21 protein-coding genes are annotated in these 20,423 nt (G+C 36.4%); 8 read left to right on the forward strand and 13 right to left on the reverse strand.

Features of this window, described 5'->3' with window-relative positions:
* Window positions 1–219: 219 nt before the first annotated feature.
* A complete protein-coding gene (purU, locus tag ACQCPR_RS16775; RefSeq protein WP_427137610.1) occupies window positions 220–1,128 on the reverse strand; it encodes a formyltetrahydrofolate deformylase in 909 nt (302 codons plus the stop codon).
* 142 nt (window positions 1,129–1,270) lie between these two features.
* On the opposite strand from purU, the gene ACQCPR_RS16780 reads away from it, so the two are divergent.
* Complete coding sequence (locus ACQCPR_RS16780; RefSeq protein WP_427137611.1) at window positions 1,271–1,774, forward strand: hypothetical protein; 504 nt, start codon at window positions 1,271–1,273, stop codon at window positions 1,772–1,774.
* 39 nt (window positions 1,775–1,813) lie between these two features.
* On the opposite strand, the gene ACQCPR_RS16785 is transcribed toward ACQCPR_RS16780, so the two are convergent.
* A complete protein-coding gene (locus tag ACQCPR_RS16785; protein WP_090568884.1) occupies window positions 1,814–2,806 on the reverse strand; it encodes an ABC transporter substrate-binding protein in 993 nt (330 codons plus the stop codon).
* 122 nt (window positions 2,807–2,928) lie between these two features.
* On the opposite strand from ACQCPR_RS16785, the gene ACQCPR_RS16790 reads away from it, so the two are divergent.
* Both ACQCPR_RS16790 and ACQCPR_RS16795 read left to right on the forward strand, forming a co-directional pair.
* On the forward strand, window positions 2,929–3,969 hold the full coding sequence (locus tag ACQCPR_RS16790) for a FecCD family ABC transporter permease (RefSeq protein WP_427137612.1): 1,041 nt from the start codon (window positions 2,929–2,931) through the stop codon (window positions 3,967–3,969).
* Complete coding sequence (locus tag ACQCPR_RS16795; protein ID WP_090568878.1) at window positions 3,969–4,994, forward strand: FecCD family ABC transporter permease; 1,026 nt, start codon at window positions 3,969–3,971, stop codon at window positions 4,992–4,994. Before ACQCPR_RS16790 ends, ACQCPR_RS16795 begins: the two co-directional genes overlap by 1 nt.
* A gap of 128 nt (window positions 4,995–5,122) precedes the next feature.
* Here the strand turns inward: ACQCPR_RS16795 and ACQCPR_RS16800 are convergent, their stop codons facing one another.
* Window positions 5,123–5,878 carry a 3D domain-containing protein gene (locus ACQCPR_RS16800; protein WP_427137613.1) on the reverse strand — a complete coding sequence of 252 codons (756 nt, stop codon included), beginning with the start codon at window positions 5,876–5,878 and terminating at the stop codon, window positions 5,123–5,125.
* 170 nt (window positions 5,879–6,048) lie between these two features.
* Window positions 6,049–6,684, reverse strand: coding sequence for a 3D domain-containing protein (locus ACQCPR_RS16805; protein ID WP_269915805.1), 636 nt, complete (start codon window positions 6,682–6,684; stop codon window positions 6,049–6,051).
* A gap of 688 nt (window positions 6,685–7,372) precedes the next feature.
* On the opposite strand from ACQCPR_RS16805, the gene ACQCPR_RS16810 reads away from it, so the two are divergent.
* Together ACQCPR_RS16810 and ACQCPR_RS16815 are read left to right on the forward strand one after the other, a co-directional pair.
* Window positions 7,373–7,915 carry an NADPH-dependent FMN reductase gene (locus tag ACQCPR_RS16810; protein ID WP_093495936.1) on the forward strand — a complete coding sequence of 181 codons (543 nt, stop codon included), beginning with the start codon at window positions 7,373–7,375 and terminating at the stop codon, window positions 7,913–7,915.
* 170 nt (window positions 7,916–8,085) lie between these two features.
* Window positions 8,086–8,229, forward strand: coding sequence for a hypothetical protein (locus ACQCPR_RS16815; protein WP_427137614.1), 144 nt, complete (start codon window positions 8,086–8,088; stop codon window positions 8,227–8,229).
* 167 nt (window positions 8,230–8,396) lie between these two features.
* Here ACQCPR_RS16815 and ACQCPR_RS16820 read toward each other — a convergent pair whose 3' ends face one another.
* The 6 genes from ACQCPR_RS16820 to ACQCPR_RS16845 all read right to left on the reverse strand — a co-directional run bounded on the left by ACQCPR_RS16820 (window position 8,397) and on the right by ACQCPR_RS16845 (window position 14,225).
* Window positions 8,397–9,287: an ROK family protein gene (locus ACQCPR_RS16820; protein WP_427137615.1), complete on the reverse strand. Its 891-nt coding sequence runs from the start codon at window positions 9,285–9,287 to the stop codon at window positions 8,397–8,399.
* Window positions 9,288–9,298: 11 nt separating this feature from the next.
* Window positions 9,299–9,997, reverse strand: coding sequence for an N-acetylmannosamine-6-phosphate 2-epimerase (locus tag ACQCPR_RS16825; RefSeq protein ID WP_427137616.1), 699 nt, complete (start codon window positions 9,995–9,997; stop codon window positions 9,299–9,301).
* 18 nt (window positions 9,998–10,015) lie between these two features.
* Complete coding sequence (locus tag ACQCPR_RS16830; RefSeq protein ID WP_427137617.1) at window positions 10,016–10,930, reverse strand: dihydrodipicolinate synthase family protein; 915 nt, start codon at window positions 10,928–10,930, stop codon at window positions 10,016–10,018.
* Between the two features lie 14 nt (window positions 10,931–10,944).
* Complete coding sequence (locus ACQCPR_RS16835; protein WP_427137618.1) at window positions 10,945–11,826, reverse strand: carbohydrate ABC transporter permease; 882 nt, start codon at window positions 11,824–11,826, stop codon at window positions 10,945–10,947.
* Window positions 11,827–11,840: 14 nt separating this feature from the next.
* Window positions 11,841–12,737, reverse strand: a complete 897-nt coding sequence (locus tag ACQCPR_RS16840; protein WP_427137619.1) for a carbohydrate ABC transporter permease — start codon at window positions 12,735–12,737, stop codon at window positions 11,841–11,843.
* Window positions 12,738–12,848: 111 nt separating this feature from the next.
* Complete coding sequence (locus tag ACQCPR_RS16845) at window positions 12,849–14,225, reverse strand: ABC transporter substrate-binding protein (protein WP_427137620.1); 1,377 nt, start codon at window positions 14,223–14,225, stop codon at window positions 12,849–12,851.
* Between the two features lie 275 nt (window positions 14,226–14,500).
* On the opposite strand from ACQCPR_RS16845, the gene ACQCPR_RS16850 reads away from it, so the two are divergent.
* The 3 genes from ACQCPR_RS16850 to ACQCPR_RS16860 all read left to right on the forward strand — a co-directional run bounded on the left by ACQCPR_RS16850 (window position 14,501) and on the right by ACQCPR_RS16860 (window position 18,066).
* Window positions 14,501–15,292: a response regulator transcription factor gene (locus ACQCPR_RS16850; protein WP_427137621.1), complete on the forward strand. Its 792-nt coding sequence runs from the start codon at window positions 14,501–14,503 to the stop codon at window positions 15,290–15,292.
* A gap of 4 nt (window positions 15,293–15,296) precedes the next feature.
* Window positions 15,297–17,105, forward strand: coding sequence for a sensor histidine kinase (locus tag ACQCPR_RS16855; protein ID WP_427137622.1), 1,809 nt, complete (start codon window positions 15,297–15,299; stop codon window positions 17,103–17,105).
* 109 nt (window positions 17,106–17,214) lie between these two features.
* Complete coding sequence (locus tag ACQCPR_RS16860; protein ID WP_427137623.1) at window positions 17,215–18,066, forward strand: alpha/beta fold hydrolase; 852 nt, start codon at window positions 17,215–17,217, stop codon at window positions 18,064–18,066.
* Between the two features lie 58 nt (window positions 18,067–18,124).
* Here ACQCPR_RS16860 and ACQCPR_RS16865 read toward each other — a convergent pair whose 3' ends face one another.
* The 3 genes from ACQCPR_RS16865 to ACQCPR_RS16875 all read right to left on the reverse strand — a co-directional run bounded on the left by ACQCPR_RS16865 (window position 18,125) and on the right by ACQCPR_RS16875 (window position 20,422).
* On the reverse strand, window positions 18,125–18,799 hold the full coding sequence (locus tag ACQCPR_RS16865; RefSeq protein ID WP_427137624.1) for an AlkZ-related protein: 675 nt from the start codon (window positions 18,797–18,799) through the stop codon (window positions 18,125–18,127).
* A 99-nt stretch (window positions 18,800–18,898) separates the two neighbouring features.
* Window positions 18,899–19,414 (reverse strand): DinB family protein, encoded by a 516-nt coding sequence (locus ACQCPR_RS16870; protein ID WP_427137625.1) that lies wholly within the window; start codon window positions 19,412–19,414, stop codon window positions 18,899–18,901.
* A gap of 390 nt (window positions 19,415–19,804) precedes the next feature.
* Window positions 19,805–20,422 (reverse strand): metallophosphoesterase, encoded by a 618-nt coding sequence (locus ACQCPR_RS16875; RefSeq protein WP_427137626.1) that lies wholly within the window; start codon window positions 20,420–20,422, stop codon window positions 19,805–19,807.
* Between the last annotated feature and the right edge of the window lies 1 nt (window position 20,423).

Genomic DNA, 20,423 nt, shown 5'->3' on the forward strand with positions numbered 1-20,423 from the left:
TATTTTGACCTTGGACCAACCGCTCTTTCTGCGGTCGTAATTGCTGACTGGATATTCGCGTATCCAGTCTCTATAGTCTATGTTCATTATATACAGAATAGATATCCTATTCAACTCATACCTGGTCAATATTTCCTTATTTCGACTTTCCTTTCAGTACAAAAGCATTAATATCCTTTTCGACGTCAAAAGTGGGGAAGTAACTCTTTATAATATTAATTAGTGGAACACAATCGTCTTGTTACCTTCCACGATTATACGATTTTCTAAATGCCATTTCACAGCTTTCGCTAATACTCGTCGTTCGATAGTACGGCCAATCTTCTTTAACTCAACTACGTCATCACGATGGTCTACCCGTTCCACGTCTTGTTCTATAATAGGACCTTCATCCAAATTATTTGTTACATAATGAGAAGTAGCACCGATTAGTTTTACTCCACGTTCGTAAGCACGCTCGTAAGGTCCAGCTCCGATAAATGCTGGCAGGAATGAATGATGGATATTAATAATACGATTTTCAAAATGCCCCACAAACTCTGATGTTAGTATTTGCATATAACGAGCCAAAATTAGTAAGTCTACGTTATATTGCTCCATTAACCGAATTTGTTCTGCTTCCACTTGTTTTCGAATTTCTTTGTTTGCTGGTATATAATAATATGGAATACCTAAAGCTTCGACAAATGGTCGTGCGTCTTCATGATTACTGATGACTACGACAATATCGGTATCCAAATCTCCGTTTTGCCATTCCCACAAAAGCTCCATTAAACAATGTGGTTCCTTGGAAACAAAAATTGCAGAACGTGTACGTTCGTGCAAATAGTTAAAGCTATATTCCATATTATGCGCTGCAGCAATTTGTTCGAAATCCTTTTCCATTTTAGATGCTGTTTCAAGCAGTGTGTCACAATGATACGCTATTCGTATGAAAAATGTACCATTCTCTGGATTACTTGAATACTGGTTAGATTCAATAATATTTGAATTATGTGTATGTAAAAATGTAGATAATACAGAGACGATCCCTGGCTTATCAGGACATTTTACTAGCAGACGTCCACGGTTTTCTAGATAGGTGTTTTGCTGTTGCGAGTTACTTTTTGCTTGTGTGTTGATTGACATTTAAACAGCTCCCATTATTTAAATATTAATTTTCTTATTATGCAACATTCTGCACATCTTCTCAACCCTTTAGTAGATTAAATAACTAAAGTATCATATTAGGGATTCTAGACTTTTATTTTGGTTCGAATGGGGTGAATAAATGTATCAGAAACTAACTACAAAACTATTTAAATTATTTACAGGAGAATTGGCTGCAACAATAGTTTTTGCGACGGTGTGGATAATGTATTTAAAGACTTATGAATGGACAAAACCATATTTAACTTCTTTAGCCACTTTGTTCGCTTTTTTCTTATTGGAATTTCTTTTATTACAAGGGAGTTATTATTGGTTTTTGAAATGGCGACAAGCTAAGCGTAGGAATTTCTCTTTTTTGCCCAAAAATAAACTTAAATTTTTCACGGCATTCAAGAAGCTGAACATACTCTTGCTCGGTGTGGGATTCGGTATTCTACTCTATCAATTATTCTATTTTTCAAACGTATTCTATTGGCTTCTTTTTCTTTATCTTTTCGCCCTAGTAGAGCATATCAATTATTATCATGTTCGACTTTCTTATCAAACACGAGAAGTAATAGAAGAATTAAAACGTCATAGAAGATTTCGTAGTTCTAAATTGGCAGAAGAACTAAAAAACAAATAAAAGCTATCTCACAATAGTTGGGAGATAACTTTTGCTTAATTATTTTACAATACTTTTTAAAATATTATCGATAATTTGTTCATTTGCGATTGTACCAGTATATAACCAGCTTTCATCTGGTGAGAACTCATATACATTTCCAGCTTTTACTGCAGGTACACTATTCCATAAAGCATCACTTAGTGCAGCTGAACCACTTGTTGTATCACTGTTAATCAAGAATAAATGTTCTGCATCCAACTCAACCAATTTTTCTAAAGAGATTTCGCTCCAGTTACCAGTTGCACTTGCTGAGATTTCCTTCACTACTGCCGGTATCTTCAATCCTAAATCACCGTACATTACAGCGCCACTAGATAGATTTTCTCCGACTACGAAGAATTTCCCGCCTACTAGCCATACTGCTGCTACTGAAGGATTTCCTACTTCAGCTTCAATCGTTTCTTTAGCTTCCGCAGCTTTTGCATCATAATCTTCTAATGCCTTTTGGGCTTCTGCTTCTTTACCAAATACTTCCCCTACACGTTTTAGTTCATCGCGCCAGTCATTATTTACTTCTGTACCTATTACATATGTCGGAGCAATCTTACTGTACTGCTCGTATTTACCGCCTTCTACCATACTTGCTGAGTCCATTATGATCAAATCTGGTGCATATTCTTGAACCGCTTCGAATGGCAAGTCATGCGGAATCATTGGAACGTCTTTTAAGTCCTCTTTTAAGTATCCTTGGATACTAGCTCCGTCTTTTACGCTCCATTGTGCAACAGGCGTTATTCCTAATGCAACTAAATTATCTTCTAAGTATGAAGCTAGTACACGTTTTGGGTTAGTTGGTACTTCTACCTCATTGCCCATCGCATCCGTCAATGTACGAGTATCACTTTCTTGTGTGTCAGCTTTTTGTTCTGTTTGGTCTGTCGAAGTTTGATTGTCTGTCTTGTCTTCATCACCACAAGCTGCCAATGTTAAAGCCAACGCGCCTGCTCCAACTAATTGCAGCCACTTATTTTTACCTAGTAAATTTTTCATGTTAATCTCCTTTTTCATATGTTATAATTACTTCATTGATAATGATTCTCGATTTCAATTAGAATACAGAATCTTTCATTTGTCAATATTTATTTTTGCGAATGATGGGGATAATGATACATATGAATACAAAATCAAAGAATCTCAAAAAAACCACAAAAGAATTTAAAAATCCTTTCACTAGCTCCGCCGTCATTATCATCGGCATTGTGCTACTAGGACTTAGTATGATTGTGTCCATAAATTTTGGTGCATCTAACTTAAGTTATCAAGATGTCTGGAAAGCCATTTTTCATTTTGACCCAGACAATTCTTCACATGTTATTATCCGTGAACTTCGACTACCTCGTGCAATTGCTGCTATTTGTGTTGGAGCAGCATTAGCTGTTTCTGGAGCAATTATGCAAGGGATGACACGAAATCCTTTGGCCTCCCCATCCATAATGGGTGTTACGTCTGGTTCATCTTTTTTAATAGCCATTGCTCTTGCTGCTTTACCAGGTATAAGTTATTTGGGCTTAATGGTGTTCTCTTTCGTTGGAGCAGGTCTCGGGGCTGGCTTAGTATTTGGAATTTCCGCTATGGCTAAGGGTGGGGTTACCCCTGTGAAATTAGCGCTAGTCGGCTCAGCCATTACATCCCTACTTAGTTCTCTATCAACAGCTATTGGTATTAAGTTTAATGTCTCGAAGGACATCAGCTATTGGTATGCTGGAGGTGTTTCTAGTATTCAGCCTCAGCATATTTTGTTTGCAATCCCATTTATCGTTGTGGGGCTTATACTAGCATTAATCCTGTCTCGTTCTATCTCTGTGTTAAGTTTAGGAGAAGATGTCGCAAAAGGACTTGGTCAGCGAACTGGTTACATACAATTTTTTGGGACAATCGCCGTACTTCTTTTAACAGGAGCTGCAGTTTCCATTGCCGGTATGATTGGATTTGTAGGTCTCGTAATTCCTCATATCACTAGATTTTTAGTAGGAGTCGATTATCGCTGGATAATTCCTTGCTCTGCTATATTAGGCGGGATATTATTGATAACTGCAGATATCGTTGGACGTATGGTGAACCCCCCGTTTGAAACGCCTGTCAGTGCGATTACTGCCCTTATTGGTGTACCGTTCTTCCTCTATCTAGCGCGTAAAGAAGGGAGAGGACTATAATGACAAATACTTTATCTAAAAATGAAGCAAAATATAAATTTCTTATGATAATGACCTTTGCTTTAATCATTGTTGCCGTCCTTATAAGTATTAATGCAGGTTATATGAAAATCCCGATAGCTGATGTAATTGCCACATTATTTGGATATGGTAATCCCCAAAATGAACTGACTATATTCGAGTTCCGTTTACCTCGAATATTCATGGCATTACTTGTTGGTTTGGGAATTTCAATATCAGGTGCTATTTTGCAGGGAATATCACAAAACCCACTTGCTGATCCTGGTATTCTAGGTATCAACTCCGGTGCAGGCTTTACAGTCGTTCTTTATATGTTCTTTTTCCAAGGAACTGTATTTATGACCGGATGGCTTTCTATTTTCATCATGCCATTCGCAGCACTAATCGGTGGTTTTACTGCTGCATTCCTTATTTACATTCTTTCCTGGAAAAATGGAAGAGTAACACCAGTTAGACTTATACTTGTCGGAATTGGAATCAATGCAGCATTTGGAGCAGGACTAACCATTTTTCAAATGAAAATGGAGCCGATTAACTTTATGAAAGCTATAGTTTGGCTTTCTGGTAGTATTTGGGGGACGAATTGGACGTTTGTGTGGATGATTTTCCTTTGGTTAGTTGTACTAATTCCTCTTGTTCTTTACAAGTCTAGAGTATTGGATGTGTTAAAGCTTGGAGACTCTATCGCTATAGGTGTAGGTGCAAATATCGAAAAAGAACGACGTTTTTTGCTATTTATCTCTGTAGCTATAGCTGGTGTCTGTGTATCAGTTGGAGGAGGTATTACTTTTCTCGGTTTAATAGCACCACATATGGCTAGGCGTTTAGTTGGAGCCTCACATTCCAAAATGTTGCCACTATCAGCTTTGCTGGGAGCACTATTACTCCTACTAGCAGATACACTTGGTAGAGTTATTTTAGCACCGATGGAATTACCTGTTGGGATTGTCATCTCAGTACTTGGTGCACCTTATTTTATTTATTTGCTTATAAAAACTACATGAAGTAATTTTACAAGTAAATAGGGAAACTCTTACACCGTCAACTTTGCTTTCCATACGGTTCATACGTATTTTAATAGGGAATCAAACAAAAAACAGATCAGCTTATAATCACTGATCTGTTTTTGAGTTTAATTGATAACTTTAATTTTCACTTCTTTGACTCCCCAAGCAATAGCATTATCATATGAAGGAATGAAAACATCAATTTTATTACCTTTAATAGCTCCTCCAGTGTCACCAGCTATCGCTTCTCCATAGCCTTCTACCCAAACTTTTGTACCTAGTGGTATTATACGAGGGTCGACGGCTATTACCTTTTGATTGGGATTGGCTCGCAAATCAATTCCGTATGCAGTAGTTCCCGAGCACCCCTCACAATAAGCTGTATAGGCAGTAGCGGTAACAATCATCTCTTCTCCGGAACTCGCTGGTTCAACTATAGAAGATGATACGGTTGCTTTCGGTTCTTCTACCGGATCAGGAGGTGGAGAACTTCTAGCTACAGTTGAAGCAGCTGCTAATTTATTAACAGTTTTAGGGATTCCCTTATCACTTACATGCAACTCCTCCCCAGGAAAGATTAAATCCCCTTCAATATTATTCCATTCCACTAGCGATTCCAATGAAATACTATGCTCAAGTGCAATCCGAAATAGATTATCACCCTTTTTCACTGTATATTTCGCAGGCTCAAAAAGAATATCATAAGCTAGTTCCAGATTTAATGCATCATCGAAAAAAATAAAATCTGTCTCAATATCTGCTTTAAATATATCAGATCCTTCTCCATCACTCGTGGCGACTAAAAAAGGGTCAGCAGCATACGTTACTGAACTCATCGAAAAAGTAATGACTAAAATCATTAACATCGTTTTTGCTTTCAATACTAAATCCTCCTTACAAGCAATCTTTCAATCACTTTTAAATTTGACTAAGTATTGCCCAAAAACTTACAAAAACAAACATTCTAAAAAAATAAAAAGAAACCATCCTCCCAAACAACTAGAATCTGTTTGGAAAAATGGCGTTAAAACATATAGTTTACATCTTAGAACTACTCCATTATTTTAAGTGTTATTTCCTGTCTTCCCCATTCAATCGCACCATCATAGGTAGGAATAAACACATCAATTCTATTCCCCTTTATAGCACCACCAGTATCTCCAGCAATTGCCTCTCCGTATCCTTCTACCCACACTTTAGTACCAAGCGGAATAACCGTCGGATCCACTGCAATTACTTTCTCTTCTGGATTAGATCTTAAATCGATACCATAAGCTGTTATTCCAATACAGCCATAACAATAGGCAGTATAAGCAGTTGCCTCCACTGTCATCTCTATTCCAGGCCCTTCTGGTGGTATAGTATCTGGGTGCTTTTCTAGTGTAGTATCACTACTTAATACTAGCTGGTCTTTTGGATAAATCACGTGGTCGGCTAATCCATTCCACTCCATAAGTAAATCAACCGAAATATTATATGTAGACGCAATATCATATAAGTTATCCCCATCTACAACTGTATGAATAGACGGATCCGGAAGAACTACAGAACTTTCCTCATAGATAAGATTTTCACCCATATCTTCATTCGCTAAATTATATTGCCCCAATAATGGTTCTACTGCACTTGCAGTAGAAAAAGTCATGCTTAATAAAAATAATGTAAAAATCGCAATTTTAATCTTCAAAGTTTTACCCCCAACTTACATTTTCAATAATCCCTTATATGTATTGCCCCAAAAATGAGTGATACAAACCATTTTGTTTACAAGTGGCAATAGATTGCTTTCAAACAAAAGTAAATGGTCTACTAGATTTTCTAAATTCTAATTGTGTCGACTGTTATAACGTGCATCTAAAAATGTTTTTTATACGAGGGTTTATATGGAAATATCTTTTTGAGATATAGAAAATAATTTTTTAACTCATAAAAAGAAGTGAACCAAAATAATTGAAATTCATAAAGATAATATTAGGAATAGGAGAAGTCACCACTGAAACTGTTTGCATTTCTGCATTTTCATAAAACGAAGTGTGAAGTGTATAAGATACTTTTCTTCATTGCACTGAGAGTTTTATGGATTAAAAGTAACTATAAATAAAATCCAGTCTTTTCCAGATGAGACCACTACAGATTCTTTTTATTTTCTTTAATACCTAAATAGAAAAACTCGAGCCAAATATTTTGACTTACTTTTAGTAACCTTCTATACTAACAAAGGACTGAGGCAAAGACATGGCACAATATGAAAATCAGCTACTCAAATTAGAGGCACCGCTAAGAAATGGATCGTGTCATCGTTAATAACTAAAAGTCACACACTTACAGTGGAAATCAATTATTTCCATTAAATAGAAATTTGGAGGGAACACATCATGAAAGTAGTTGCAATCGTAGGAAGTATCCGTGAAGATTCATTCAATTTAAAACTAGCAAAACATGTACAAGCACGCTATGCAGATAAGTTTGAGCTAGAAATCTTAGACTTAAAGCCAATCCCAATGTATAACCAAGATATCGAGTTAGATGCACCACAGGAAGTATTAGACATCAAAGCTAAAGTAAAAGCAGCAGACGCAGTACTTTGGGTAACACCAGAATATAATTCTACAATTCCAGGTGTATTAGGAAATGCAATTGACTGGATGAGCCGTGTAGATAAAGTAATGAATGGAAAACCATCTATGATTATGGGAGCTTCTATGGGTGTTCTAGGAACTGTAAAAGCTCAAATGCACCTACGTGATATTTTATTCGCGAGTGGCCTAAATTCACCTTTACTACCAATGAACGAAGTATACGTTGGAGCAGCGCATACAAAATTTAATGATAGTGGTGAATTAACAGACAAATCAACAATTGAATTTATCGATACAGTAATTGCTAACTTCCAAGAATGGATGAAAAACTACTTATAATAATGCTAAAACACCTCTGTAAAAGAGGTGTTTTCTAGTTTAAGGGATAATATTATTTGTTCAAATTAAATATAAAGGTTGTTTTCGTAAACTTTGTTGTTTTTAATAATTGATTTGAAGTAATATTGATATGATATTATTTTATAGGATAAATCGAGGAGGTGTTGTTCATGCAACGTATTGTGAAATCAGTCTTAAAAAAGATAAATCAACAAGGTGAGTTCATTAAAGTCAGTATTTATGTGATGGGCGGTTTCGTATTAGTAATGGCAGGTTATGGCGTAGGCCGCTTAGTAGGATTGGTCACTTTTTGATTTTAGGGAGCCCTAAACATTGCTACTGTTGTTATATTTGATTTTTGACAGGCAGAAATAAGCATTTATTTGACGCGCTCATCAAATGCTATTTTTTTGCTCATTTCAAGCCAACGGAAACGCGAAAGTTCAAACATTCATGTTTGTTTAAACTAACGTGTTTGTTTCTAGCGCAGGATTCCACTTATCAAAGACACCGCACCTAATAACCCTGCTTTGTTACCCAACGAAGCCTTCACTATCTCTATGTCGGAGTAGCTTTCTATTATTAGTTCTTTAACTTTACTGTTTATCAATGTTACTAATTTATCCTGCTCCATTACGCCACCACCTAAAATAATTGCCGGTGGATTGAAGATATGAGTCAAAGAAACTAGTCCATACACAACGTCACTTACCCATCCCTCCAGAATTTTCTCCAATTCTGTATTACCTCGTTCAAGCCCTTCAAAAATATCCCGACCACTCACATACTTTTTATCTACCTCTAACGCTTTTTTAACTAAGATCGTTGTGGATCCGTACATTTCATAACAACCTAAAAACCCACAAGTACATTTTCTTCCGCCTGGATACAAAATCATATGACCAAACTCAGATGCAGAACCGTTAAAACCTCTATAGATACCAGAATTACAAACAACGGCACCACCTATACCTGTTCCATACGTTAAACATAAAAAGTTTTTATACTTTTTACCCGCACCAAAATTTCTTTCTCCTAATGCGGCCGCATTCACATCATTTTCAACAACTACAGGGACTTTGAAATTCATCTCGAAGATATCCTTTACCTTCATACCCGTATAATTAGGAATGTTATCATTTGCATAGATGATAGATCCCTCCTCGTTGTTAACCTGTCCTGCAGTACTAATACCAATAGCTTGAAAGTCTTTATAATTCATTTTAATGAGTTGAATAATTCTTGCGATTAAATGCTTTGCTCCCTTTTTAGCTTCCGAATCATATTCTTTAAAATTAAAGATATTCCCATTTTCATCAGAGATACAAAACTTAATAGATGTTCCACCTATATCGATAGCTAATATTTCCATCGGCTTCATCCTTAAACATCGGACTTTATCGCTTTTACAAATCTTTTAGTAATATCCTTTGGTCTCGTAATAGCTGTTCCAACAACTGCTGAGTATGCACCCAGTTCAAATACATACTTCAGCTCCTCTGGTGTCCAAATACCACCCTCAGCAATAACAGGAATAGGAAACTCTAGTGCTAGTTTTGATATCAGGTCTACATCTGGCAGGTTTGTACTTTGAGTATAACTTGTGTAACCACTAAGTGTCGTACCTAAACAATCAAAACCCAAATCATAGGCTTGTTTTGCTTCATTATACGTAGAACAATCGGCCATGAACAATTGGTTGCTGTACTGTTCACGAATAGTTGGAAAAACTTCGCTAATTACTTTACCATCAGGTCTTATCCTGTTAGTAGCATCCATAGCTATAATATCCACCTTCTCTTGATAGAGTAAATCTATTTCTTTTCTTGTCGGTGTGATGAAAACTTCTGATTCACCGTAAATTCCTTTAATAATACCGATGATTGGCAAATTAACTGTCTTTTTAATCTCTCTAATATCTTCAATGCTGTTCGCTCTAATCCCCTTAGCACCACCCAACATAGCAGCATAAGCCATTCTCGCCATAATGTAAGGACTATGCAATGGCTCATCAGGAAGTGCCTGGCAAGAAACAATGAGTTCATGCTCGATATATTTTAAAATCTCCTCTTTAGTTTTCATCTCCACACACCCCCATCATTACATCATTTGATATTTTGCTATGGATAGATCAATCATCTTCTTAATGCCTTCAACCTTTTCAATATCTTCTCCATGCACTGCCTCTAACGGGCCCCTGACACTTCCAATATTTAATCCTCTTATTCTTAAAATCTCTTTAATAACGGAATACATCGATCCATTCAATGAACAAAGTGCAATAATAATATCGTTAATATCATGTTGAATTTCTCTAGCATCTGAGAAGTTACCGGAGGAAATAAATTCCTCTGCTTTTAGGAATAGCTCTGGCATCACGCCATACGTTCCACCAATTCCCCCATCTGCACCTATTAATCTACCTGACACATATTGTTCGTCTGGTCCATTAAATACTATAAAGTCTTCATGTGCTACTGTTTTATATCGTTCAATATCCATCACTGGCATAGAAGAATTTTTCACTCCGATTAACTTGTCATTCTTCAATAGCCTTTTTAGTAATGAAACGGAAAGATTATAGCCCGTTGTTTGGGGAATGTTGTAAATAATAAATGGCAAGTCGGTAGAATTCATAATTTCCAACCAGTACTTTTCAATCGCGCTTTCAGGTAACTGAAAATAGATTGGAGGAATAGCCGATAACGCATCGTAGCCTAATTCCCTTGCATACCTTGCCAATTCCACACTTTCCTTAGTGGATGGTGCTCCAACATGCGCAATTAGCGTAAGCTTCCCTTGCAGGTTTTCCGCAACGTACTTTAATGTCGCTTTTCTTTCAGTAAGTGATTGATATATACATTCTCCCGAACTTCCACCAACATAGAGACCCTGTATCCCTTTTTCATATAAATACTGACTTAGTTCTGTAATTCTCTCTGGTGAAATATCCCCTGCTTCATCATAACAAGCATAAAAAGCAGGTATTATTCCCTTAAATTTATTTAGTAACATAATCTCCCACCTCTTCACTTGATAGAGCCCATTGTAATTCCTTGGGTAAACGACTTTTGGAAAAGCATAAAAATGATAATCATAGGAACAGAGGCTAGTGCTGCACCCGCCATCATTACACCATAATCTGTTTTATATTCACCTTGCATTGTTGCGATGCCTAAAGGTAACGTCATCATATCTGTTGAACGTGTAATTACAAGTTGGCTAAAATAATCATTCCAACTTAACATGAAAGTGAAAATTGCTAGAGCACCAATAGCTGGTTTAAGCATTGGAACTACAATATGGAAAAAGGACCTTATTTCCCCACAACCATCTATTTTGGCAGCTTCTAAAAGTTCATTTGGTATTGTCTGGGAGAATTGCTTCATTAGGAAAACTCCAAACGGCCAGCCAATTGCTGGAATAATTAGCCCTTTATATGTATCTACCCAGCCCAAATCCGCTAGCATCGTGAACAATGGAACTAGAATTACCTGCTTAGGTAGTGCCATAGCAGCGATTAGTGCGATAAAGATAAGCTTACGACCAGGAAATACCTTTTTAGCGAGCACGAAGCCTGCTGTTGCACTTACAAAACATACAGCAATCATCTCCGCACTAGCGATAAAGAAACTATTAAATGTCCAGCGCCAAACTGGATTGCTAAATAAGGTCACCCAGTTATCAAGTATAGGGTTGAGTGGAAACCATTCTGGTGGGATTGTAATTGCTACAACTTGCGACTTAAAGGACCCAGTAACAATCCAGTAAAGCGGGAATAAAAAGAATAGTCCCGAGAGGATTAATATAATTGTTGAAATTATTTTAAACGCACTTAATTCACGTAACCATTTCAGATGTCTACTCACATTATTTTTCTTCTTAATCTTTATCGGAGATATTATTCTCAAGACGTTTCCTCCTTTTAATACTCCACATCATTACCTAAGTATTTAAATTGAATGATTGAAATTATTCCAATGATGATTGCTAGAATGACCCCCATAGCTGATGCAATACCGAAGTTACCAAGGAGGAATGCCTGTTGGTAAACACCATACATTACGGTGGATGTACTATGAATTGGTCCACCAGAAGTGAGTAATTGTATAAGAGCAAAACACTGGAATGAATTGATCGTTGTTATGACAATTACATATAGGCTTGTCGGCATTAGTAATGGCCATATGATTTTCCGGAAAATTTGACTAGGGGTTGCTCGATCGATTTGGGCAGCTTCTATATAACTAGTAGGAATATTACCTAAAGAAGCGATATATAAAATGATGGGCTGACCGACTGATGTGGTGATTAATATTACCGTTATGGCCATTAACGCTGTTTTAGGATCCCCAAGCCAGGATATTGGCTCCATCCCAAAAAAATTTGTCACATAGTTAAGCAATCCAAAATTCGGATGATAGATCCACCCCCAAACGACTGTGACACTTACTACGGAGGTTACAGCAGGCAGATAAAATATACCTCTACAAAATGACCGGATAAATTCACTTTTCTTGTAAATTGCCATTGCAACAAAAATAGAAAAGCCAATAACTATAGGAACAGCAACAGCAACTAATACAATAGTATTTATAAGCGACTTATGGAAGGTTTCATCATTATAAAGCGTTACGTAATTAGCCCATCCAATGAATTCAAAGCTTGTAATGCTATAATCGAAAAAACTCATGTATATTCCTCTTAACATAGGATATACGACGAAAATGAGGAAAAATGTTAACGCTGGTAACAAGAACAAATAACTCATCAACCAATCGAGCATTTTGTGTTTGTTTGGCTTACGAATAGTTGCTAACAATTTTCTTCCACTCCAATCTAGTTCTTTTTAGAAAGGAGCAACACATCAAAGATGCTGCTCCTTTTTTATCTATTTACTCCACTATTGATACCTTACTTACTCCACACATTTTTAATCTGCAGCTTTTGCTTTTTCAATCGTTGCATTTGCTTTTTCCGCAAACTCTTCTAATGCTTCCTTCGGTGTTTTTGTTTCAAGAATTGCTTCTTGCAGCGCAGGGAACCAGAAAGTACGGATCTCCGCGTAACCATCTGCGGTAGTTGGTGGATCTGTTATAAACTTACGTGCTAACTCTGAATAATCATACTCGGAACCTTCATACAGACCAGTAACTGAGTTGCGGGCTGATAATCCACCTGTTTGGATAAGATTTTTCTCTCCCCACTCTGGATCGTTCACGATGAAATCAATTAGTTTCTTAGAAGCCTCTATTTTCTTGTCATCCTCATTATTAAAGACAGCTAACCCACCAAGAAATGGCTCCAGCTTCGGATCTGATCCATCCGGGGTTGGATAAGGTAGCAAAACATCTTCAAAGTCTTCTGTTTTATTTGGAGCAAACAGTGATTTTAGTACAGCAGAATAGTTAATAGCAAACGCCATTTTCCCTTGAAGGAATAAATCATTATGGTCTCCCGCCTCAAGTGATGCAGCACCTGGTGCAACTAAACCATCTTTTGAAGCCTGTACAACCCATTCAAGTCCTTTCACTCCACCTTCAGAGTTAATAGCTACTTCGCTATAATCCTCATTTAAAAATCTACTTGCACCTAAATTCGTAATATAGCCTCGTGTTCCCTGGTCTCCTGCTACACTCTTTGCATAGAACCCAGAAGGAATAATGCCTGGAGCTTTTTCCTTAACTGCTTTTAAAGCTTTCTCGTATTCTTCAACAGACCATGTACGATCTGGTCGATCTAAAGGTAACAGATCAAGTTCACCGATTTCCTCAAATAACGTTTTATTAACAGCCATCATGAATGGTCCTGTATTAAATGGATACATATATACTTGTTCACCAACCATCGACTGCTTTAATAATGCCGGAGAGATATCATTCATAACCTCAGACGGCATCATGTCATTTAATGGTGCAAGTAAATCCTTCTTACCCCAGTCAATAATTCTTCCAGGAGCATCGTAAATGACATCAGGTGCAGTATTCGTAGCAATTGCTACATTCAGTTTTTCTGGGCCACCTTCAAAAGTTAACATTTCTAAGTTCACTTTAACATCAGGGTTTTTTTCCTGGAAAGCAGCTATAACTTCTTCTTCATACTTCCCTACTTCCCCATCTAAGGCTTGGAAGTTTGGAAAGTTCCACCATGTTATTTCAACTGAATTGTCATCACTAGATACCGGTACTTTTGCTGAATCTTTTTCTTTTTCACCATCATCTCCAGCATCCTCACTACATGCAGCCAAAAACATTGAAACGACAAATGCAATTGCAATAAATAAAATGAACCTTCTTTTTGAACCTTGCATAGTATTCCCCCTAATACAATTCTGGAAATATAGGTAAGCGCTTTCATTTCCTGTTTTAATCTTAAAGTCAAATACTGAACTTCACAATCCTTTGTATTTTACATTCATCCATCTATTCTGACATGTATGTTTTAAAAATATATAATTATTGGAATTTTCGTATAATTGGTATTGGGAAAATATTCTTTATCGTGTACACTAAAGCAAATACAAAAAATGCATAGTAAAAATCTTCTGATACAACCACTACTATTTAATCGTTTTGGAGGAATATGATGTACAAATTGATGATTGTTGAAGATGAACCTGTCATTCGTTCTGGATTAAAGCACTACTTCGATTGGAAGAAATTAGGTATTCAAACAATTGTGGAAGCAGAAAATGGTAAGGATGGATTAGATACAGCTTTACTTGAATTGCCCCACTTAGTAATAACAGATATTCGAATGCCGGTAATGGATGGGCTTGAAATGATCGGTCACTTAAGAACAAAGCTACCCGAAACCTTATTCATTATTTTAACTGGCCATAGCGAGTTCGAGTATGCACAAAGAGCCATTCACTACGGTGGTGTTCATGATTATTTACTCAAGCCACTACAGTATGAAAAGAGTTTTTCAGTTATTGTGGATTGCATAGAAAAAATCCGCGATAGGCAACTTGAAACCTTAGGAAATCCTGATAATTCCATAGGTCTAGGGACGTCGCTAATTTTGGATAAGATGGAATCTCTTAATCAAGAAGATATTCAACTTTTTAAGAAAATTGAATCTTATATAAAAAAACATATCAATCAGGAATTGACACTTAATATGGTTGCTGAGCATTTCTTTTATAATCCATCTTATTTAAGCCGATTATTTAAAACAAAATTAAACATTAACTACATGACTTTCGTAAGTGAAATTAGAATTAGATATGCTCTCGAATGTCTGAAAAACTCTAAATACTCCATCACGGACGTTTCTCTTATGTGTGGATATAAAAGCTATAAACACTTCGTAAAATTATTTAAAAGTGTCTCGCATATGACACCTACGGAATATAGAAAACAATTAAGGATATAATGTGATGAACCAATTAAAACGACTCTTCCAACTATTTCAGTTTAAACATGTTAATTATCAAATCTTTGTCCTAATGATTATAACCATTACTATTCCACTACTAATTCTATCCGTTGTTATTTATATCTTTTCTATACAATCAGCAAAAAATGAATATCAAAATAGTTCAAACCTAATTCTCAACAACTTATCATTCAATTTCGATCAGTACTTGCGCAGCGTTGAAATTGGTGCTCTTACTGCCCATATGGATAGTAGACTTCAAAATGCATTAGAAAATTGGGGAAAAACCGACTCGGAGAAAGACTATGTTCAAAGTCTAGAATACGAGAATGCAATTGAAAACTTCATCAGCAGCATTGAAATGACAATCGAGAATGTTGACAGTGTACAAATTTTTTTAGATAATCGAGTATTTTATTCGAGTTTTAAAAGAGCTGTTTACGATGTGACTAACCTTTCGAGCGAGGAATGGTACCAACAAACGATGGAACAAAAAGGGAAAATAGTACTATTTGGAACCCACAAACCATTTCACCGTCCTAACTCAGATGAATCAGTGATATCCATTGCAAGAGTCATTAATAAAAGCGGCACGAGAAATCCGTTAGGCGTTTTACTAATCGATATCCGTTTAGGTACGTTACGGAATATACTAAACTTATCCGAGAATCGCAATCGAAATTTTGTTATTCTCGATGATATCGGCAAGGTTGTGTATGCTTCAGATCTTAATCAAATTAACTCTAATAGAACATTTAAAACAAACATTCAAATAGCCATTTCTGACTCTAAAGAGGATACAGGGAGCTTCTATTCTGAGGTAGACGGAGTTAGGTCTTTTTTTAACTACGTTACTTCACCATACTCACAGTGGACAGTTATACAGTATATTGAGGAACAGGAAATGACCAAACATGCGAACCTGCTCCGTCAGGTTATTTTGTGGTTGGCGCTCTTTTCCCTTGCTATGGCTATGTTATTTATGATGATTTTATATTCACGTGTTACGAAACCGATTATTTTTCTAAGTAAGCAGGTGAAAAAAATCGGAAGCGGAAAATTCGATGTAAATCTATCGAGCGAACGTCAGGATGAATTTGGTGGCCTCTATCAAGGGATTAGTAAGATGGTCTCTGATTTACAGGTTTATATTGAGCGAGCAGCATACTTAAAAGCACAACAACAGCTAGCCCATTATAGGGCACTAAAAGGTCAGGTAAACCCACACTTTTTAGCAAATGCCTTAGAATCCATTCAAATGAAAGCAATAATAAATAATCAACGAGATATAGCTGAAATGATTGGGTTACTCGGTCACTTATTTCGAATCACCATACAAAGTGGTAAAGAGACTATAACAGTGGAAGAAGAATTGAACCATATTCGCTTGTACATCCAAGTACAGCAAATGAGGTTCGGAGATAAGATACAGTATTTAGAAAACTTAGCACCCCATAGTGATTCAATACAAATAGTACATTTTTCTCTTCAGCCACTAGTTGAGAATGCAATTGTTCACGGCTTGGAGCCAAAGCTTGGTCATGGCACCCTTGAAGTTTCTACTACTATTGTAGGAAAGGACCTCCTAATTATGATTCAGGATAATGGAGTTGGCATAAATCCCAAGCAAGTCCAGCACCTAAGAGATTACCTAGAGGAATCATCTAATACTTTAATGCAAAAACACATTGGCCTCAAAAATGTACATGAACAAATTCGGTATTATTTTGGAGATAAATACGGGGTCACAATTGATAGTATTTTAGGAGAAGGCACCACTGTAACTGTACGAATTCCAGCTCTTTCATGACTTCTAGAGGGATTAATAAGAAAGATATCATTTTGTTTTAAATACTATTTTTATATTTATAGAAAGATGGTATACAAAACACTTTATAGTTTCTACGAGGAGGATACAAATGGAAAATTGTTCAATCGAAGTTAATGGTGGGACCTTAGCTTATGCTGATTATGAAGGAACACAAGGTGTAATTATCGGTGTTCATGGATTAGCAGGAAATAGTAAACAGTTACATTACTATGCAGAATTACTCAAAGGGGACTATCGATTTATTTCTGTAGATTTAAGAGGTTGCGGTAATAGCTCCGTGACTACCGAAAATACTGGAATCGAGCAGCATACAAAGGATATTATTAGTTTGATAAATGAATTAAATATAAAAAACCCGATATTAATGGGCTACTCTATGGGTGGGTTTATTGTGGCTAATGTAGCTAGTAAAAAGAATAATGTGAAAGGGGTTATTTTACTCGATGGTGCCGGCACCTGTACAGATCATCAACGACAAATTGTGGAGCCTTCTCTTGGTCGTATTAATAAACAATATGAAACTCTCGAAGCCTATTTAGAAGAAATCAAAAACATCTATAGTAATCTTGGAATTGCTTGGGATGAGAATTTAGAAAAATTTTGTTGCTATGAGGTTGGAGAAGTGGATGGTCATTGGGAGCATAAATCAGATGAAACCAAGGTTCGTCAAGACTTCCAAAGCTTTTATAATTACAAGCCAGCTGAGATATTTGCTGAGGTAGATTGTCCAATACTACTAGTACATTCAACCGGTGGCATCGGTGCTATGCCACCGTTTTTTATGGCTGAATCGTATGTTGAAACACAGCTATACGCAAAAAATATTCATAAAATTACAACTGAAAGCAATCACTATACCCTTGTCACTGAGGAACGTAATGACATAAACCCGACAATAAAGGATTTTGTGAAACGCTCCCTGTGCAGAAAACAAACATGAAAGTTTAAACATTCACGAATATTTAAACAAACATGAATGTTTCTTACACAGGGACAGTCTACCTAAAAATTTTCTCGAATTTGTTTAGGGATTCATTATTACTTACATTTGAAAAGTGAGCCAAAAGATACTTCTTGGCATCTTCTCTATTTATATCCATACTAGCTATTTTATTTCTGCTTGTCCAAGAATCATATGTTTCAAAGGCGGTACTACTCCAACCATTCGTTTCTCCATTTTCATTCTTTTTTTCTTGGATGCCCGAGATTACAATATCCATTGTTCCCTGTAAATCTATTAATGCGTTTTCAAATAACTTCTTTTTCTCTTTTTCCTTTAGTCCTGCTTTTGACCTTAATGCTCTCGTATCTATTCCCTCTTCTTGAACAATAATCTTATATAAACTATATGCTTCCCGTGATACATTTCCACTTAAATAACGGTCTTCAACCGATTTATCAGATCCCAAAATTATTTTTAGATATGGGAGAAGTTTAGGAGATACTAGTATTGATTTCTTCTTAATAAATTTCCCGTAACCTGCAATGCCGTCAGACGAAAATTTAGTCCTCCATATCCAAGGATCAAATTCTGTATCAGAGTGCCAGTTTTCTTCTAAAGTTATGCTATTCAACGAGGGATAACCAGGCACTAAGGAAGCAAGAGGTAGCAACCCGAGCTCATCAATTACTTGTATAGCTTCTTCATAGGTTTTAATTTTATAATCTACCAACCTCTACAGCTCCTTTTAAAAATCTACTACATAGATTAAATATTTTCATTGAAAATAAAGATATCGTTAAAACACGATTTTCGAATGGTGTTTTAATTGTTATGACATTTGGGATGCGAGGATATAATATACATAATCTGTTGGTACACCCTGCTCCCCTTGTTGGTGGAGCATCGCTGTTATATTTCCACGATGATAGGTTCCATGGTTTACTACATGAGTTAGGAGATCATTAAGTACAAATTCACATCGACCGTATTTTGGATGCTCCGTGATAATAATTCGTTCGAGATTCTGTTCATTTGCAAGAAAGTTATAAAATTCTTTCGATAGCTCAGCATAGAACTTTTCGAGTTCATCTATCGAAGCTCCTGCTACTTCCGATTTTCGGCGCTTAACTATCTCAACCGTATTTTGGAAGCTACTTTCCTTCATGGTCTCCAGCCAGATAATATCTGCACCATAAAGGTGAATTAAAACTTCTGAAATCGATGAGAATACACTTTTAACATTCTCGTTATAAACTTTCTCTGGAAGCTTCTTCATGTGCTGAATCACTAGTTGATTTGCCCACACATGATAATCATACATTTTACTCAATTGATGATTTTCCATAGAACCACTCTTCTCCGTATAAATTAGCTATCACTCAAAAGTTTGTATACTTTGTGTATATAACTACTTTACAATTCTATATTTTATTATATAAATCCTTCTTTAAATTCAAAGAAATGTATTAAATGAACGCACTTACTGCAGGTATGTTAACTTCATTCATTTTTCGAATTGACGACAAAAGGCCTTCGGAATAATCACATTCCGAAGACCTTTTCGTTTCTTATGAAAAATTCTAAGCTCAGGTAGTCCGTGTTTGCAACGGCGCGAATCTTGTGTGAACGGGGTATTAGGTACTTAGAAGCGTTTATATTTTTGAAGTTTCTCCACTTGAACACTAGTATAAATTGTATTGGAACCTGTTACCTAAAATTATCTAGCAGTGTCAAGCTAAAATGACAAAATCTCTACTTGGCTATCTAACTGATTTGCTAGGAGAATACGGTATTGTAAGCTATTGGTTAAGTCGATTAAGCTAAGATATTGCTGTTGACCCGCACCAGTGTCAATTCCGATTTTTTTTTGTTGCTTCCACAGAGAGCCAACGTTTACGCCTAGTCGGTTAGTTGGCGTATGTCCAAATACGACAGTTATGTCTTCTTGAACTGGCTGATTGAAAAAAGGTTCTCGTATCGTGAGCAAATCCGTAATTTTTTGTTCATGGAGGGGTATTCCCGTACGAATACCAGCATGGACGAATAAAAATGGCTTCCTCTCAATATAAAGTGGAAGGCTTTGTAAAAAGGTTTTCCATTTTATCCATGCAGTCTTTCCAATAGCGATATCATCGAGTGCACATTTCTCATGATTTCCCATAATGGCATAGGCCCCCTCAAGGACTAAATGCTCCACTGCCTTTAATGTTTCCTCGCTATTTGGACCCTTATCTATATAATCTCCTACTAAAAACAATTCATCTCGACTAGATTGGTAATTTGCGTACTTCAGTAATACATGAAGTGCATCGACATGTCCGTGAATATCCGAAATAGCCAAAATACGTGCCAAA

Origin of the sequence: Psychrobacillus psychrodurans (assembly GCF_050209195.1) — a bacterium.
Classification (GTDB): Bacteria; Bacillota; Bacilli; order Bacillales_A; family Planococcaceae; genus Psychrobacillus; species Psychrobacillus psychrodurans.

Coding starts and splice junctions, on each gene's coding strand:
- ACQCPR_RS16870 (WP_427137625.1), bottom strand. CDS start 19,414: ATGGAAAATCATCAATTGAGTAAAATGTATGATTATCATGTGTGGGCA.
- ACQCPR_RS16860 (WP_427137623.1), top strand. CDS start 17,215: ATGGAAAATTGTTCAATCGAAGTTAATGGTGGGACCTTAGCTTATGCT.
- ACQCPR_RS16845 (WP_427137620.1), bottom strand. CDS start 14,225: ATGCAAGGTTCAAAAAGAAGGTTCATTTTATTTATTGCAATTGCATTT.
- ACQCPR_RS16810 (WP_093495936.1), top strand. CDS start 7,373: ATGAAAGTAGTTGCAATCGTAGGAAGTATCCGTGAAGATTCATTCAAT.
- ACQCPR_RS16855 (WP_427137622.1), top strand. CDS start 15,297: ATGAACCAATTAAAACGACTCTTCCAACTATTTCAGTTTAAACATGTT.
- ACQCPR_RS16790 (WP_427137612.1), top strand. CDS start 2,929: ATGAATACAAAATCAAAGAATCTCAAAAAAACCACAAAAGAATTTAAA.
- ACQCPR_RS16850 (WP_427137621.1), top strand. CDS start 14,501: ATGTACAAATTGATGATTGTTGAAGATGAACCTGTCATTCGTTCTGGA.
- ACQCPR_RS16795 (WP_090568878.1), top strand. CDS start 3,969: ATGACAAATACTTTATCTAAAAATGAAGCAAAATATAAATTTCTTATG.
- ACQCPR_RS16780 (WP_427137611.1), top strand. CDS start 1,271: ATGTATCAGAAACTAACTACAAAACTATTTAAATTATTTACAGGAGAA.
- ACQCPR_RS16815 (WP_427137614.1), top strand. CDS start 8,086: ATGCAACGTATTGTGAAATCAGTCTTAAAAAAGATAAATCAACAAGGT.
- purU (WP_427137610.1), bottom strand. CDS start 1,128: ATGTCAATCAACACACAAGCAAAAAGTAACTCGCAACAGCAAAACACC.
- ACQCPR_RS16830 (WP_427137617.1), bottom strand. CDS start 10,930: ATGTTACTAAATAAATTTAAGGGAATAATACCTGCTTTTTATGCTTGT.
- ACQCPR_RS16820 (WP_427137615.1), bottom strand. CDS start 9,287: ATGGAAATATTAGCTATCGATATAGGTGGAACATCTATTAAGTTTTGT.
- ACQCPR_RS16785 (WP_090568884.1), bottom strand. CDS start 2,806: ATGAAAAATTTACTAGGTAAAAATAAGTGGCTGCAATTAGTTGGAGCA.
- ACQCPR_RS16825 (WP_427137616.1), bottom strand. CDS start 9,997: ATGAAAACTAAAGAGGAGATTTTAAAATATATCGAGCATGAACTCATT.